Raw genomic sequence first — 16,688 nt, 5'->3', positions numbered from 1 at the left:
GCCTACAATATATTGCAGGCTTTTAATCGGAGGTTTGCGATGATTAATTTGATGAAATAAGAATTTGAAGCTTATCTTTTATTCTTATGAGCTTCTCTCTGTCTTGGTTATGTTCGTTACAATGTTCTAGAATATATTCCAATGTACTGACTACCGTTCGCCAACGTGGTGTTTTAGGGAGAGACTCAACTCGTAAATACTTATCTAGCGTACGAGTTTGCAATGTGCTTCTATCAAGATATACGCGCCATAATCCACTTTCTTCTGCGAGTGTAAACTTTGAATGCCCAGTAGATTCTTCCCAATAAGATAGGGCAGATATCATGCCATCAACAATGAGTTCTCGCATAATTGTTCCCTTATCTTCTTTATTTTCATTCGCTTTAATTGCCAATTGTGCAATGTCACCACCAATAGAAGACAAAGAGTTAAGCTTTTGCTTATCTCCTTCGAAAGCAAACGCAGACAATGCTTCTACCGCGCTTTCTAAATCATATATACGCTGCTCACTGGCTTCATTTTTATGACTAACAATAAGCATTAGAGATAAGCCTGATGCGGGAGGTAGGTGTACTAAGTCAGCATTAATTTGTTCAATAGAACCATCAATATAGACATCGATATTACCTCTATGATGTTTATCACCCTCAATTAAGCTGCGTTTAGCAATTAACTCATCAATTGAATATCGTGACAATTGCTCTTCTGTACGTAAAAAAAGTTTTGCTGCTGCATGGTTAACATATTGAATTTTACCGTCAGATTTAGCACAAATAATGGCTTCTTGGGCATGGTTTAGTTGCCCTAAGATATGAGTTTGTGTTTCTAATAAACTGGCTTCTACTTTTTCTCTATGTCGGATCTCTTGTTGTAAGCGATCATTCTCTGTTAGCCTTATTTCTGCTTGGCTTGCTTGTAAATGTGCTTTTATCCTTGCCGCCAGCTCTTGTTTATTAAATGGTTTACTCAAATAGTCATTAGCACCTGATTCAAAACCTCTCACTCTATCTTGAGTTTGGTTTAAAGCCGTGAGCATGATAATAGGCAATTGAGAGTGGCTATATTGCTTTCTGACCTCTTGGCATACCTCATATCCACTCATTCCTGGCATCATGACATCTAGTAGCACTAATTCAGGGGTTTCTTCTTCTAACTGTTTTAATGTCTCAGGGCCATCATTGGCCGTTTTTACGCGATAGCCTTCCAGTTTTAAGAAACTACTTAACACTTGTAAATTAACGGGCTCATCATCAGCAACAAGAAGTAAAGGACCATTCGGATTTTCTGGTTGAGTTTCATCTAAATCGTCTAAGTTATATTCTAGTTTTTCTGGTGTTTGATAATGAGCAATATCTTCTTTTGTTAGGGATTTATGTTGTTGAATTTGATCTTTAGATGCTAAAGGTAAAGTAAAGCTAAAGGTCGCGCCAACCATTGGTTGGCTGCTTACGTACAGCGATCCACCCATTAATTCTATTAATTGACGACTGATTGACAAACCAAGCCCTGATCCTTGGCGATAGCGATTAGAATCATGCCCTGCTTGAATTAAGGGTTCAAAAATATGCTCTAATTCATCAGCAGGAATACCATGACCAGTATCGACAACTTGAACTCGTAAGAATTGATCGACAACACTTGCTGAAATAACAATTTTTCCTTCTGAAGTATATTTAATCGCATTACCGATTAAATTATAAAGTACTTGTTCTAATCGTTGTTCATCAGCATAGACAGAAGGTAAAGACTTATCTACTTGATTGATTATTCTTATTGGTTTGTTGCCCAGCAAATGATGCGATAACTCTAAAACCAAACTTGTTGCCGATGATAAGTCGGCAACGTGGCGATTTATATCCAGATTGCCGTGACGCATTTTGTGGTAATCCAAAAGATCATTCACTAAGTTGGTTAGGCGCTGGCCACTATTAATTATAATTTCTAATTGATGACGATGAGAAGCGGAGATTGGACCATTAGCCCCGGTATAAAGGGCTTCAGCAATACCGACCATACCGTGTAATGGTGTTCTTAATTCATGAGATGTGGTGGCTAGGAATTCATCTTTGAGTTTATCAGCCGCTTCTAATTCTTGGTTTTTATGTTGAATAATAGAAAGGTTTGTTTCTAATTCTTCATTTTGAGCTTTGATTAATTGAATTTTTTCACGAATAGATCGCTGCATACGTGCAAAGCTGACTGCTAATCGTCCTATTTCATCTTTTCGATCGGTGCTGATCATTTTTTGATCGAGATCGCCTGCCGAGAGTCTCTCTGCTACCCACGTTAACCTCAATAAAGGTGCAGTAATTGAATTTGATAAGAAATGGGAAGCAATAACAACACACACAATGGCTAAGATCATCGCGATAACAAAAATTTGTTCTAATTGTTTGATACGAGAGAAGGCTTCTTTTTCTGGTAATTCAACAGAGAGTCCCCATACTTTGTCATCAATGTGAACCACGGTAAAAGCAGAAAGTACACTATTATTACTTTTATCAGTAAAGCTACCTACGTCAGTTTTCCCGCTTAATGCTTGAATAATATTTTCAGACGTATTTTTATCGGTACTGATACCACTAATTAAAGAAAGAGAATTATCACCAACAAGATAGCTTTTTATCGATGATGAATCTTGTTGTCCATTTTTTAATAGTAGGCTTAGACCGTTGTTTGGCAGTTTAAACAAGACGAAGCTGTGCAAATAACCTTGCTGTACAATTGGTGCCGCAAACCAAGAGACATTTTCTCCATTCATAATAGAAAAGTCAGAAAATACGACAGGAATATCGTCTTTATTTTCTGGTTTTTCCATCATAGACCGAATTTTACTGTAGGTTTTTCCAAGTGGTGTGTCGTGGTATTTTCCCGTAATTAAATTAGTACCGTAGTTATCTTCTTTTTTCTGGGAATAAACGACATTACCATCGATATCGACTAAAAGAATGTCAGTGAAATCAGATCGCTTTAATAATTCAAGGTATGCCCAGTGGTATCGTTTATGAAGTAGACTATAGCGTTCACTGCCAATATAAGAATCGGATTCAGGAAGAATACTGGTTCGTATTTTATTACCAGAGCCGCCAATGTATCGAATTTGAGCATTGCTCCTCGCATCTTCAATCGTATTACCAAGACGAGGAAAGGCACTAATTAAACCATAGAAACGCCCACCACTAGCATTAGCTAACTCGGAACGAGCAAAGCCAAGCACTTCTGATTTACGAGCTTTGACGTAGTTACTTACTTGCTGCTCTTTATTGTCTCTTAATGAAACAAGATGCGCCGTACTTTGAGTTGCGAGATCTTGGCTATGTGAGTGTAGAAAAAATATAGCAATAACAGAAAGAGGAGTAATACTTAAAACAAGAAATGCAATCATTAACGTATTTTGAAGACGTTTAAAGTGTTGTTTTTTATCCATTTGAAGGCCTAATATGCACTGTTATCCGTTCTGCGAAATTGACACGATTGACGTATCAATGAAAATATGAAGTTTATTAATAACGAGGAACTCTGCTGCCTCTTATACGTAAATTACGTTAAAAATCAAGCAACAGAGTCTCAAAGTGCGGCGGTATACGATAATTACTTTTGTGCGGAATAAATTCTGAATTTATTATTCTTTGCTAATGTGTTGCAATGACCAAATACTTTTTCAACAATTGGTGGATATTGTAGAAAGCTATTAGCGACAAAAATCATTTGACCGCTATGAGTTAAATTTTGCGGTGCTTTTTGAAGCAACTCTTCGGTTGAAGAATAATGTGTTTTTAGCCCAGCATGAAAAGGTGGATTGCTGACGATAAATTGGTAGTTTTGTTTCGTGTCAGAATATACGTCACTTGCAAATACATTCCCTTCTAATCCATTGGCTTTTAATGTCTCAATGGAAGAAGCAATTGCGAACGCACTAATATCAACCATATCTAAGTGGATTTTCGGATTAATGGTTTTCATTACAGAACCTAACACGCCGGCACCACAACCAAAATCTAAAACATGACCACGTAAACTTGGCAGAGTTTGAAGCAGTAACTCTGAACCTTTATCAAATTCACCATGGCTAAATACACCAGGTAAGCTTCTTACTTCAATCGTGTGTTCTTTAAATTGAACTTGATATTCTTTAAACCAATCTTGTAAGTTAAAGCTTGGCGCCGTTTCTGTACATTGACCCCAATAAAAGCTGCAACGTCGAGCTGAATCCAGTTTGTTCATTGGTCCAAAATTCGCGAACATTTTCTCTACGCTTTTTACTCCGCTGCGGTTTTCACCAACAACGATGATCTCGGTGTCTTTTCCTAGTTTGGCTAATAGCATAGTGAGTAAGTACTCAGCTTCAGCTTTTGCTTTTGGCCAATACAGTAAAATCATGTCTGCATGGCTTTCTTCTATTAATTCGGTTCCGAAATAACAGTTAATTTTTGGGTTTTCTGAAAATTGTTTGTAGTAACCATAATTGGTCGTAAAGATAGATGTAGAAGCACAATGCTTATCTAGCTCAAGAGGGAAATTATCATTAAGCTCACCAGCAATGAGTACGTGTTTACCTTCAAAATAGGCAAGTTGACGCTGAGTTATTTGACTTGGAGCAGAGTAAGACATAATGGCCTCGAAAGAATACAAAAACTGGCGAGATTGTCCCACAAAGGAAGGGTAAGGAAAAGAAAAGTAAGAGGCTGTTTAACCTTAGCTAGGTAATACAGCCTTAATGTGGTTGCTTTGAGGGCGTTAGTTCTTATCTTGCTGGTCTAAGAAGCCTTTGAATTCAGTTTCGTACATATTAAATAGAACAAAAGTCAGTGCGAAAATCAATGGGCCATAGATTAAACCGATTAAACCATATAAATGAATGCCGCCTAATAGTGAGAAGAAAATAAGCAGAGTGTTCATTCCTGAATTTCCTTGCATTAATAATGGTCGCACAATGTTATCAATTGAACCAACAACAAGTACTCCCCAAACGGTTAAGAAAATCGCCCATTCCCATTGATTGGTTAGCAGTAAATAAATGGTTGCCGGAATCCAAATAAGTGCGGTTCCTACGACTGGAATAAATGAGGCAAATCCCATCATCGTTCCCCAGAATAAACCTGGGAAGCCAGCTAGCCACATAGCAAAGCCACCAGCAAGACCTTGTGCTATTGCGGTCAAAAACGAACCAAGAATAGCGGATTTTGATACTTCTTCAATTTCATCAAGTAAACGGTCTTCTTGGCTTCTAGAAAGAGGAAGTACATGACGAAATGCCGAGATTATTTTATCTTGATCGCGCAGTAGGAAGAACAGAACAAATAGCATTAAGAAGAAATTTACTAAGACATTCGTTGCATCGCCAAGGATCTGAGCACTAACACCGACAACTTTAGTTCCAACTTGAGAAGCTAATTGCGCTACTTTTTGTGTGATTTCATTTGGATCTATGGCATCAAAAGGCAAGTGTTTATTAATAAAAGCCAATATTTGAGAGACAATAGGGTGTTGAAATAAAGTTTGAATGCCGCCTTCGGTTATCCAATGATAAGCGTCTTTAGAAAAAGTAGCCCCTTGCTGAACAATGGCAACAAAGACAAAAAAGAGGGGAATAGCGATAATAAAAGTTAACGCGGTACAAGATAAAATAGCCGCACTATTTGGGCTTTTTGGTAGTTTTTCGCTAATTTTATTATGTAAAGGTGCAAATAAGAGAGACATAATAAAGGCAAGAATGATCGGGTTTAAATAGGGTTCTATTAATAGAAAGCACGCATAACTTGCAACAAGTAAAGCGGTGACTAAAACCCAATGACTAGAATTTAGTTTATTGAAATGAGACACATTATTCCCTTATGATGCGGTAGCGATTTATAAATGATGAATGTAAGTTAAGTTATATAGATACTTGTTAATCTTAGCAAGAATAATGGAGAGTAACGATGGGCTGTTGTGGTAAAGAGACGTGCAGTAGTAATAAAAAAAGAAAAATACCAATATTGCCGTTAATTATTATTGGGCTAGGAGTACTAGTCATTTATTTTTGGCAATAAAAATGGTCTTCTTTGATTAAGAAGACCATTTATCGGTTAATTGATTACATTTATTTTGATTCGGCCGCTATTTTAGCAAAACAACGATCAGCGGCTTCTAATGTTGCTTCGATTTCTTTTGGACCGTGTGCTAAAGAAGTAAAGCCAGCTTCAAATGCAGAAGGGGCAAGGTAAACACCGTGTGCTAACATTAGATTAAAGAAACGTTTGAATCGTTCGATATCACATTTAGTCACATCTTCGTAAGTTGTGATTGTCTCTTGGTCTGTAAAGAAGAAGCCAAACATTCCACCAACATAGTTAACAACCATCGGGAGCCCGTGTTTATTTGCTAATTCTTTAAAGCCTAAAGCAAGTTGTTTTGTTGTTGTGGCAAGTCTTTTTTCATTGCCTTCTTCAGTAAGAACTTTCAAGCAAGCAAAACCTGCTGCCATCGCTACGGGGTTGCCAGAAAGCGTACCTGCTTGATATACAGGACCCGTAGGTGCAATGTATTGCATTATATCTTTGCGGCCACCAAATGCGCCTACAGGCATGCCGCCACCGATAACTTTACCTAAACAAGTTAAGTCAGGCTTAATGTTGTAATAGCCTTGAGCACAATTTTCAGCAACACGGAAACCCGTCATCACTTCATCAAAAATTAATAGAGCGCCTTCAGCATCACAAATTTCACGAAGACCTTCATGAAACCCTTCAACTGGCGGAATGCAATTCATGTTGCCTGCAACAGGTTCCACGATAATACAAGAAATCTCGCCTTTATTTGCAGCAAAAAGTTCACGAACAGAATCTAAATTATTAAAGGTGGCTGTTAATGTATATTTAGCAAAATCAGCAGGAACGCCTGGAGAGCTTGGTTGGCCAAGAGTTAATGCGCCTGAACCCGCTTTTACAAGCAAACTATCAGCATGACCGTGATAGCAACCTTCAAACTTCATGATTTTGTCACGACCAGTGTAGCCACGAGCAAGGCGAATCGCACTCATCGTTGCTTCAGTACCAGAACTTACCATGCGAACTTGTTCCATCGATGGAACTAATTCTGATACTAATTCAGCCATGTTAATTTCAGTTTCAGTTGGAGCTCCGAAACTCAGTCCGCGTTGTGCCGCAGAGATAACCGCTTCACGGATCGCAGCATGATTGTGACCAAGGATCATTGGACCCCAAGAACCTACATAATCAATATAAGCTTTACCATCGGCATCAAAAATTAATGGGCCATCGGCACGCTCAATAAAAATTGGTGAACCACCAACGCCAGCAAAAGCACGAACGGGTGAGTTTACGCCACCAGGGATTTTCTCTTGCGCTTTTGCGAATAATTCTGCTGATTTGGTCATTACTTATATCCTCATAGTAATCAAGTGGATCAGTTGGACGTTATTGTACCTAAATTGAATTAGAATGCTTGAGTTGATCGTATTAATCCCCATCTTATAAGTAAATAATCGTGTTGTGTGAGCATTGACTTAGCGCGGTTGAAGAGGATGTTTGTATTGAATACTTGAATGAAACAGTCAGGTATTAGATAATCAGAATTAAAATAGAATTGGAAACCAATCTTGAGAGGTTTAAATGAGTGATGTATCTGTGCCGTTAACGTTTTCTGATGTTGCAGCAGCAAAAGTTAAAACGTTAATTGCAGAAGAAGAAAATCCAAATCTAAAACTGCGTGTTTATATTACAGGTGGTGGTTGTAGCGGTTTCCAATACGGATTTACTTTTGATGAAGAAGTAAATGAAGGCGATATGACCCTTGTAAATGATGGTGTAACACTTGTTGTTGATCCAATGAGTTTACAATACTTAATTGGTGGTATTGTTGATTATACTGAAGGCCTAGAAGGCTCTCGTTTTTTCATTAATAACCCTAATGCAACGACAACTTGTGGTTGTGGTGCATCATTTAGCGTTTAAGATTTACTATAATATAGGTAAATGAATATTTTTTCGTTTACCTTATTCTCTGCTTTGTAAAACGACATAACTTACAGTAAATCAGGATGTATTACTGTTTACCTATTCCTAAGCACTAAGGATTGTTGCTATGGGTAAATTCACATCTGCTTTTTTTTCATACCTCGTTCATCGCCCTTGGATTATTTCGTCCATTTTATTTTGTTGTTTATTATTCTGGGTATTAAGTGGACCTTCTCAAGCTGAAGAATCTACGAGAAAACAAACACTAAATACGCTCACTATTCCTCTTGCTAATGTTGTTGTTGAAATTTTTTCATCAACGCCAACGAACCGTACTATTTCTTTATATGGGCGCACAGCTCCTGATCGTGAAACGACGCTTGGGGCTCAAGTTGCGGCTCAAATTGAAGAAATTCTAGTTAAAAAAGGGGCTCAAGTAAAAAAAGAACAGCCAATAGCTCGTCTTGATATGGCCGATCTTGATTTGCAACTTAGTCAAGTTAAAGCCATTTATTCTGTTCGAATGAAAGAATTTAAAGCCTCGAAAGAGTTACGACGCAAAGGATTACAAGGTGAGGTCGCTTTTAGTCAATCTCAAGCTTCATTAGCCGAAGCGAAAGCCAGAGTTAGAAATGCAGAATTAATATTAAAAAATACCACGATAGTTGCGCCATTTGATGGGATTGTTGAACATTTGTTTGTGGAAGTTGGCGATTTTGTGAGTCGAGGAGATCCAGTTGCAAAAGTGGTGGTGCTTGATCCACTAGTGATCGAAGTAAATGTGAGTGAAAGACACATTATTCAATTGAATGTAAATCAAAAAACAAGGGTGAGTTTTATTAATGACTCTTCAATTGAAGGGCGCGTTCGTTATATATCGAGGGTTTCTTCGATTTCGACAAATACGTTTCCTGTTGAAATCGAAATTCCCAATATAGGAGATCGATTACCCGCAGGAATAAGCACTGAAGTTGAGATCGATTTAGATCTTCAACCGGCCATTAAAATTACACCAGCCATGCTTTCGCTTAATGAAAATGGAGATCTCGGCGTTAAAACGGTAGTCCAATCGATGGGCAGTCAAGAAAGCACTGATCAGGTGAAATTTATTCCCATTCAATTAGTAAAAGCAGAAGATGATGGAGTGTGGTTGACAGGGTTAGGCGAATTAGTTGAAATCATTACGGTTGGACAAGGATTTGTTCGCGATGGTGATTTTATTCATGCGAGAAGAAAGTAAGGGAATACTATGCTAGCAATTATTAATGCGGCATTAAGTCGTTCTCGGACGATGTTAATGTTACTTACTTTACTGCTTATTTCTGGTGCGTTGACATACATAGTTATCCCCAAAGAATCGAACCCCGATATCACCATTCCTATTATTTACGTTTCAATGAGTCATCAAGGAATTTCTCCAGAAGATTCTGAGCGTTTACTTGTTCGGCCGATGGAGCAAGAATTACGATCCATTGAAGGGATTAAAGAAATGACGTCGGTGGCGGGTGAAGGTCACGGTTCAGTGACGTTAGAGTTCTCCGTAGGAACGGATTTAGATAAAGCGCTGAATGACGTAAAAGATGCGGTTGATCTTGTTAAGCCTAATTTGCCAGAAGAGAGCGATGAGCCAACTGTTAATGAGGTGACTTTAGCCGCAGAGCAAGCCGTTTTATCCGTTGTGTTATATGGCACGGTACCAGAGAGAACAACAATACAAATTGCCCGTCAACTAAGAGATAAACTAGAAAGCTATAAGCAGATATTAGAGGTTGATATTGCAGGGGATCGAGATGATGTTGTTGAAATTATTGTTGATCCTCTTTTACTTGAAAGTTATGGCTTAGATCAAGCTGCTATTTATAATTTGATTGCTTTGAACAACCGAGTGGTTGCCGCTGGATTTGTGGATACAGGCTATGGACGATTCTCTATCAAAGTACCTTCCGTTTTTGAGTCATTAAAAGATGTTTTAGAGTTACCAATTAAGGTCGATGGTAAGCAAGTAGTGACGTTTGGTGATATTGCGACAGTTCGTAAGGCGTTTAGAGATCCAAACAGTTATGCACGATTGAATGGTGAAAAAGCCATTGTTTTAGATATAAAGAAACGCTCAGGTGAGAATATTATTGAAACCGTCGAGATCGTAAAAGCGGTTTTATTGGGAGCCCAAGAGTTAGAGACGTGGCCAAATAATCTTTTAATTAAATACACTTGGGATGAGTCAAAAGACGTGAAGATCATGCTTAATGATCTGCAAAATAATATTTTATCGGCGATATTGTTGGTTGTTATTGTGATCATTGCTGTATTGGGCGCGAGAACCGCACTTTTGGTTGGGATCTCTATCCCCGGCTCTTTTCTTACTGGCTTATTAATGCTTTCCCTCGCAGGATTAACCGTGAACATTGTGGTTCTATTTTCATTAATTATGGCGGTAGGCATGTTAGTTGATGGAGCCATTGTTGTGACTGAATATGCTGATAGGAGAATGCAAGAAGGGGCTCATCGAGTCATCGCTTATAGAGAAGCTGCGCAAAGAATGGCGTGGCCAATTATAGCCTCTACTGCAACCACTCTTGCGGCATTTGCTCCTTTATTATTCTGGCCAGATACGACTGGTGAGTTTATGAAATACTTGCCATTAACTCTAATGGCGACATTAACTGCCTCTTTATTTATGGCTTTATTATTTGTTCCTGTTTTAGGCAGTTTATTTGGTAAACCCCAGCAAGTCCTCCCTGAAAAAAGGCATAAATTACAAGCATTAAGTAATGGTGATTACAGTCAGGCTACTGGCATAACTAAATTGTATTTCAATACATTATCGATTGCTTTGAAGCATCCATTTAAAATACTTTGTTTGGCTGTTGTTTTCTCTATTGGCATTGGCTTTACTTACGCTAAAGCGGGATTGGGGGTGGTGTTTTTCCCAGAGGTAGACCCTCCGTTTTTAACCGTCAAAGTTAGATCTCATGGTGATTTATCTATCAATGAAAAAGATAAGATCATGGTGGAAGTACAAAATGAAATATTAGGAATGAAGGAGTTAGATAGTATTTATACTCGTACAGGGGGGGATGATGAGATAGGCCAAATTCAAATAACACCTATAGATTGGCAATATCGTCGATCAGTGAAAGAGATTATTGAAGATTTAAGAGATAAAACAGAAAATATTGCGGGGATAGAATTAGAATTTAGTACACCCAATGCAGGCCCACCAAGTGAGCATGATTTAGTTATTGAATTGAGTTCTCGTGATGGTGAAGCATTGAATCAATCGGTTAGAAAAGCAAGAAACTGGATAGATGCCAATCCTGCTTTTACGAATGTTAGTGATACTTCGAATAAACAAGGAATTGATTGGAAAATCGATATCCGTAGAGACGATGCGGCACGCTTTGGTGCTGATGCAACATTGGTTGGTAATACCGTACAATTTGTCACTAATGGATTGAAAATTGGTGATTACTTACCTGATGATAATAATGAACAAGTTGATATATTAGTACGATTTCCTAAAGAGCACCGAGATATTGGACGTTTTGATGAGCTAAGGGTAAAAACCAGTCATGGTTTAATTCCTATAACCAATTTTGCTCGAATTATTCCTACTCACAAGCAAGATACGATTCATCGAATTGATGGACACCGAGTATTGACAGTAAAGGCTGATATGAGTGATGGTTATAATTTAAGTATTGAATTACCAAATATTGAGCGTGGTTTAGAAGAGTTAAATTTTCCTAAAGGAGTTGTATTTAAACTTAGAGGTCAAAATGAGGAGCAAAATAATTCAGCTGTTTTCCTTCAAAATGCATTTCTTATTGCATTAGCAGTAATGGCCATTATTTTAGTCACGCAGTTTAATAGCTTTTATCAAGCTTTCCTTATATTAAGTGCGGTTTTATTTTCAACCGTCGGAGTGTTTGCCGGGTTACTTATTTTTCAACGACCGTTTGGTATCATTATGTCAGGTATTGGGGTGATTTCTCTTGCTGGCATCGTGGTTAATAATAATATAGTCCTGATTGATACCTATAATACATTGCGTAAAGAAGGTATTGAGAAAGTCGATGCCATACTCCAAACCGGAGTTCAGCGTTTACGACCAGTATTATTAACAACGGTAACGACGATTTTAGGTCTAATGCCAATGGTGCTTGAAATGAATATTGATTTACTTAATCAAAAGGTTGAATTTGGTGCACCAAGTACTCAGTGGTGGTCTCAGTTAGCGACTGCTGTAGCTGGTGGACTTGCTTTTGCTACGGTGCTGACATTAGTACTGACACCATGCTTATTAATGCTAGGAAGAGATAACGTAGGAGTGGTTAAAGATATTAGTGAAAGAAAAAGCCCTAGTCTTTATAACTAGAGCTTTATTATTGATATTAGTGAGTGAGTACCGGATGAGTACCTACAATAAATTGACTGTATTGGTTTAACTCTTTTAATCGCTGTTTTGCGACAACTTCAAACTCTTTTTTATCTTTACCTGTTAGCGATTTAGATTGGGGTAAAGAAACGGTTCTTGAGTCTTTATGAACGCCATTGACTAAAAATTCATAGTGTAAGTGAGGGCCGGTCACTCGGCCAGTTCCACCAAGCGTACCTACGGTATCACCTTGTTTTACTCGCTGTCCTGCTTTTACATAGCGTTTAGTCATGTGTAAATATTTTGTAATGTAAGTATTACTATGACGAATGAATACATAGTTACCATTAAACTGGTTATATCCTGATTTATCTACGACACCATCACCGGCAGCCCAAATAGGCGTTCCTACAGGGGCAACATAATCAGTCCCTCGATGTGCGGTTCTTTGTCCTGTTACTGGATGAAGACGACGTGGATTAAAATTAGAACTAACATAACGAAAATTAATTGGAGAGCGTAAAAATGCTTTTTTCATCGCTCGACCATTAGGTTCGTAAAAATTTCCATTTTTATCATTACGAATTGCGGTAAACGTGTCGCCACGGTTAGTGAAAGTGGTCGCTATAATATTTCCTTTACCTGCATATTCACCTTTACTGTACTTCTCTTCATAAAGTACAGTGAAGGTATCACCAGCACGAATATCTAATGCAAAATCAATATCCCAACCAAAAATCCCCGCTAGTTCCATTATCTGATTCGGGTTTAACCCTGCAGTAATAGAAGCATTCCAGAAATTGGAAGTAATCGTTGCTTTGGTATAATTCAGTTGAGTTTCAATTTCTTGTTTTTCAAGTAACCCTAAGTAACCATCGCCTACTTTACTAATACGGTAGGTTTCAAATTGACTTATTGGACGGATCAGTTGGATGATTTCTTGATTTTGATTAAAACCAAATTTAAGTTTATCACCAGGTCGTAAGCGAGTCAGTTGTGTTTCTATTTCTTTGTCGCTACTGGTTAGATTATATAATTGACGGGCGCTTAATCCGACTCGGTTGAATAATACAGAGGCACTTTCACCTGATTTTACTGTGTAAGTTTCCCAAATCAGTTGTTGGTTTTTACCTGATTGTTCATGAGAGATCAGGGCTTCTTGACGGATTTCTGTGGGGTAAGTTTGACCAACGTTTAATTTATAAAAGCCAGAATCAGGAGCCACAGAGCCTGGAATAGTTGCAATCGCTGCAACGACTCCTGCACTGCAGAGACCGATAAGAATGCGATGAATCACGGGAATACGAGTTAATTTAGATAATATCATTCGATTAAGTAGTAAATATTGAATACAAATAACAACATAGAAGTTTAGCTTGTTTTTCGCTTTACTGCCATGAGCGGAGGTTATAGTTAAAGCTTGGTCACCTTTTTTTAATAAAAGTTCAATAAATAAACAGGCTTAATCATGAATAGAATAGATAGGCAGCAAACATACTGCCTATCTAGGGATTGATTATTTGTTTAGCGCAAAGGTAGGTAAAGATAAATGCCAACGAATAGCGGCTAGACGAATAACAAGAGTTGTCGCAACACCACATAGCATTGCGGTGGATGAGGGAACATTAAACTCTAAGGCTGAGGTATGAACTATTCCACCTAAGATACAAGCGGTGGCATAAACTTCGCTCCTCAATACCATCGGAACTTCACGGGCAAGAACATCGCGAATAATCCCACCACCACAACCGGTAATAACGCCCATAATAACTGCGACCATGGGATCTGCATTATATTTAAGTGCTTTTTCTACACCAATACCGACAAAAACGGCGAGACCAATCGCATCCGATACTGGTAAAACATACCAAGGAAGTCGCTTTGGTTTTCTAATGATAAGCATAGTTAAGATACAAGTAATAAAAATGACCAACAAATAATTTGTGTCGGTAATCCAGAAAACGGGGGTTGCACCTAGAGCCATATCACGAATCGTACCACCACCAATAGCGGTAACACTTGCCAAAACGGTAACCCCAAAAGGGTCCATTTTTAACCGCCCAGCTAATAACACTCCTGAAATTGCAAAAATGGCGGTACCGAACATATCAATTGTATAGATTAACATCTTGTCCTCTATGACTTACTGCATGATGTTGTTGAAGTAAGGTTATAGCCCTTGTTTAAGCATAACCATGATGACGCTTTGAAGAATTATCCAAATGGCGATTCTCCAGCTTAAAAAACGATGGATTTGAGCTAAATGAATCGCAGAAGGTACAATTTTCCCTCCTAGCTTTGGACGACTTATTTTCTTTCCTTGATAAATTACGGGTCCTCCCATAGATAATTCAAATTTACTGCCAATGATAATTAATAACCAAGCGTTATTTTTATTTGCCCAACTTTTTTGTTGTTGTTTGAGGCGTTGAAGGGTTAATCCGCATTTTTCACCTAAAAGACATAATAAGCTAAAAAGTTTTAAAGGAATAAAATCAAGGAACGCTTGAATGGTTAAAGCGGGGATCCCAAATGGACGAAATGAATCTCTTGATGGAGACCAAGCTCTGGCTAACTCTAAAGATAAGCGATAAATGAAAGCACCAATCCCACCTGCGATGCCATACCAGAATAAAACACCAATAACCGTTCTGGCATAACCTAAAATAATGGTTTCGGCGCTGGCTTTCCCTAAACCTAAAATAGATAGAGGTTCTACATCTCGATTTACCCAAGGAAGTAAGGCTTCTTTTGCTTCTTTTTTATTATTTTTATTAATCGCTTGAATAGTTTCTTTACAGAGTTTTTCAACCCCTCGCCATTCTAAAGAAATTAAGAGTAATCCTAGATTGAATAAGGGAAGATTCCAAACGATAGGTAATGCAGCAATACAAACAATAAATGAAGGGATAATCATTAAGCACCAGGCAAGAGCGCCTGAAATAAATCGTTGTTGATAGGATCGAGCTGTATTCACTTTTGTAGACAATAGTTCTGCAAACTTTCGCCAAATAGTCATTGGGTGGGCGTGAACAGGTATCGGCAAAAATAAATGAAATAACAATGCGCCCCATAAAACTAATAGGGAATAATCGGCGATGAAGAAAGACAGTTTATCAAGCATATATGTATTAACTATATATAGAGGGACAATGGAGCAAACTAATCGTTAACTCCATTATTATGTTATTACTTTAATAAAGTAACCATCTTCATCACCATTTCTGATGAACTTTCTGCAGCAAGAGGCAAGAATTCTTCAAAACTCATTGGTGATTCTTTATCTGCCACATCAGATATTGCACGAACGACAACAAATGGAACACTAAATTGATGACAAGTTTGAGCAATGGCTGACGCTTCCATTTCAACAGCGATAACAGAAGGAAAATGAGAGCGAATAAATGCTTGGCGCTCAGGCGTACATACAAAAGCATCACCAGTACAGATTAAACCACGTACAGCATGCTTATCTTCCATTTGAGTCAATGCTTTTTCTGCGACTGCCATTAGTTTTTCATCTGCTTTAAAAGCAGCTGGTTGTTGTGCCATCTGTCCCATCTCGTAACCAAATGCAGTTACATCAGCATCATGATGACGAACTTCTGTAGAAATAACGACATCACCAAGATTCAATGAAGAATCAAACCCACCAGCAGAGCCAGTATTAAGAACAACATCTACATTATGATCTGAGATAAGAAGAGTTGTCCCTACGGCTGCCGCTACTTTACCAATGCCTGATTGAAGTAAAACGACTTCAGCACCATTCAATGTGCCTGTATGAAAAGTACAACCAGCTTTGATTGTTGTCGCTAAGCCATTAATTTGTTCTTTTAGAATGGCAACTTCTTGTTCCATTGCACCAATAATACCGATTTTCATTTGTTTATCTCAGTAACGTTCGAATAGAACTGAATTGTAACATAGCTATTTAAGGTGGTGGAATAAGAGTTTTCTTGAGATAAAAGAGGATAAAGTGAGATTATTGATGTCTTTATATACGCAATGCTTGTTTATTGTTCGGTTGATTGTTTTTTTTAATAAAAGACTTGCATGAAATGCGCATCGGCATATACTTCGACTCCACCAACGCAGAACAGTGATTTAAATCACAAGTTCAGCAAATGTTGGTAAGCTCTTTAACAATTTGAAACCTATTAATCTGTGTGGGCACTTGTGAGTTGATAATTACTAGTTTGCTTTTACTTTTCGAAGTGAATTCAAACAAAAATAATCAATGAACTGAGTGACTACACAAAATTACTTTTATGTAAGAAATCAGTAAAAATCATTGAGCCGGTTTTGTTTCTGCCCTCTTTTAACTAAGAAGACAGAGCAACCAAAAAACT

At 38.0% G+C, this 16,688-nt stretch carries 11 protein-coding genes; 3 read left to right on the top strand and 8 right to left on the bottom strand.

Features of this window, described 5'->3' with window-relative positions; translation table 11 throughout:
* Positions 1 to 43: 43 nt before the first annotated feature.
* The 4 genes from VSAL_RS13460 to hemL form a co-directional block, all read right to left on the bottom strand.
* Entirely contained in the window at positions 44 to 3,427 is a 3,384-nt protein-coding gene (locus tag VSAL_RS13460; RefSeq protein WP_012551045.1) for a response regulator, read from the bottom strand.
* Positions 3,428 to 3,591: 164 nt separating this feature from the next.
* Positions 3,592 to 4,611, bottom strand: coding sequence for a 16S rRNA (guanine(1207)-N(2))-methyltransferase RsmC (rsmC, locus tag VSAL_RS13455; protein WP_044583325.1), 1,020 nt, complete (start codon positions 4,609 to 4,611; stop codon positions 3,592 to 3,594).
* A gap of 126 nt (positions 4,612 to 4,737) precedes the next feature.
* Positions 4,738 to 5,823 carry an AI-2E family transporter gene (locus VSAL_RS13450; RefSeq protein WP_012551043.1) on the bottom strand — a complete coding sequence of 362 codons (1,086 nt, stop codon included), beginning with the start codon at positions 5,821 to 5,823 and terminating at the stop codon, positions 4,738 to 4,740.
* Between the two features lie 259 nt (positions 5,824 to 6,082).
* Positions 6,083 to 7,378: a glutamate-1-semialdehyde 2,1-aminomutase gene (hemL, locus tag VSAL_RS13445; RefSeq protein WP_012551042.1), complete on the bottom strand. Its 1,296-nt coding sequence runs from the start codon at positions 7,376 to 7,378 to the stop codon at positions 6,083 to 6,085.
* A 235-nt stretch (positions 7,379 to 7,613) separates the two neighbouring features.
* On the opposite strand from hemL, the gene erpA reads away from it, so the two are divergent.
* The 3 genes from erpA to VSAL_RS13430 all read left to right on the top strand — a co-directional run bounded on the left by erpA (position 7,614) and on the right by VSAL_RS13430 (position 12,336).
* Positions 7,614 to 7,955, top strand: a complete 342-nt coding sequence (erpA, locus tag VSAL_RS13440) for an iron-sulfur cluster insertion protein ErpA (protein WP_012551041.1) — start codon at positions 7,614 to 7,616, stop codon at positions 7,953 to 7,955.
* 130 nt (positions 7,956 to 8,085) lie between these two features.
* Positions 8,086 to 9,198, top strand: a complete 1,113-nt coding sequence (locus VSAL_RS13435; RefSeq protein WP_012551040.1) for an efflux RND transporter periplasmic adaptor subunit — start codon at positions 8,086 to 8,088, stop codon at positions 9,196 to 9,198.
* Positions 9,199 to 9,207: 9 nt separating this feature from the next.
* Entirely contained in the window at positions 9,208 to 12,336 is a 3,129-nt protein-coding gene (locus VSAL_RS13430; protein ID WP_012551039.1) for an efflux RND transporter permease subunit, read from the top strand.
* Positions 12,337 to 12,352: 16 nt separating this feature from the next.
* Here the strand turns inward: VSAL_RS13430 and VSAL_RS13425 are convergent, their stop codons facing one another.
* The 4 genes from VSAL_RS13425 to mtnN all read right to left on the bottom strand — a co-directional run bounded on the left by VSAL_RS13425 (position 12,353) and on the right by mtnN (position 16,221).
* Positions 12,353 to 13,663, bottom strand: a complete 1,311-nt coding sequence (locus VSAL_RS13425) for a peptidoglycan DD-metalloendopeptidase family protein (RefSeq protein WP_012551038.1) — start codon at positions 13,661 to 13,663, stop codon at positions 12,353 to 12,355.
* 189 nt (positions 13,664 to 13,852) lie between these two features.
* Entirely contained in the window at positions 13,853 to 14,464 is a 612-nt protein-coding gene (locus VSAL_RS13420; protein WP_012551037.1) for a TRIC cation channel family protein, read from the bottom strand.
* A gap of 42 nt (positions 14,465 to 14,506) precedes the next feature.
* On the bottom strand, positions 14,507 to 15,460 hold the full coding sequence (locus VSAL_RS13415) for a cobalamin biosynthesis family protein (RefSeq protein ID WP_012551036.1): 954 nt from the start codon (positions 15,458 to 15,460) through the stop codon (positions 14,507 to 14,509).
* Between the two features lie 65 nt (positions 15,461 to 15,525).
* On the bottom strand, positions 15,526 to 16,221 hold the full coding sequence (mtnN, locus tag VSAL_RS13410; protein WP_012551035.1) for a 5'-methylthioadenosine/S-adenosylhomocysteine nucleosidase: 696 nt from the start codon (positions 16,219 to 16,221) through the stop codon (positions 15,526 to 15,528).
* Between the last annotated feature and the right edge of the window lie 467 nt (positions 16,222 to 16,688).

The sequence above is a fragment of the Aliivibrio salmonicida LFI1238 genome (assembly GCF_000196495.1).
GTDB lineage: Bacteria > Pseudomonadota > Gammaproteobacteria > Enterobacterales > Vibrionaceae > Aliivibrio > Aliivibrio salmonicida.
This window is presented reverse-complemented; position numbering and strand designations above follow the sequence as displayed.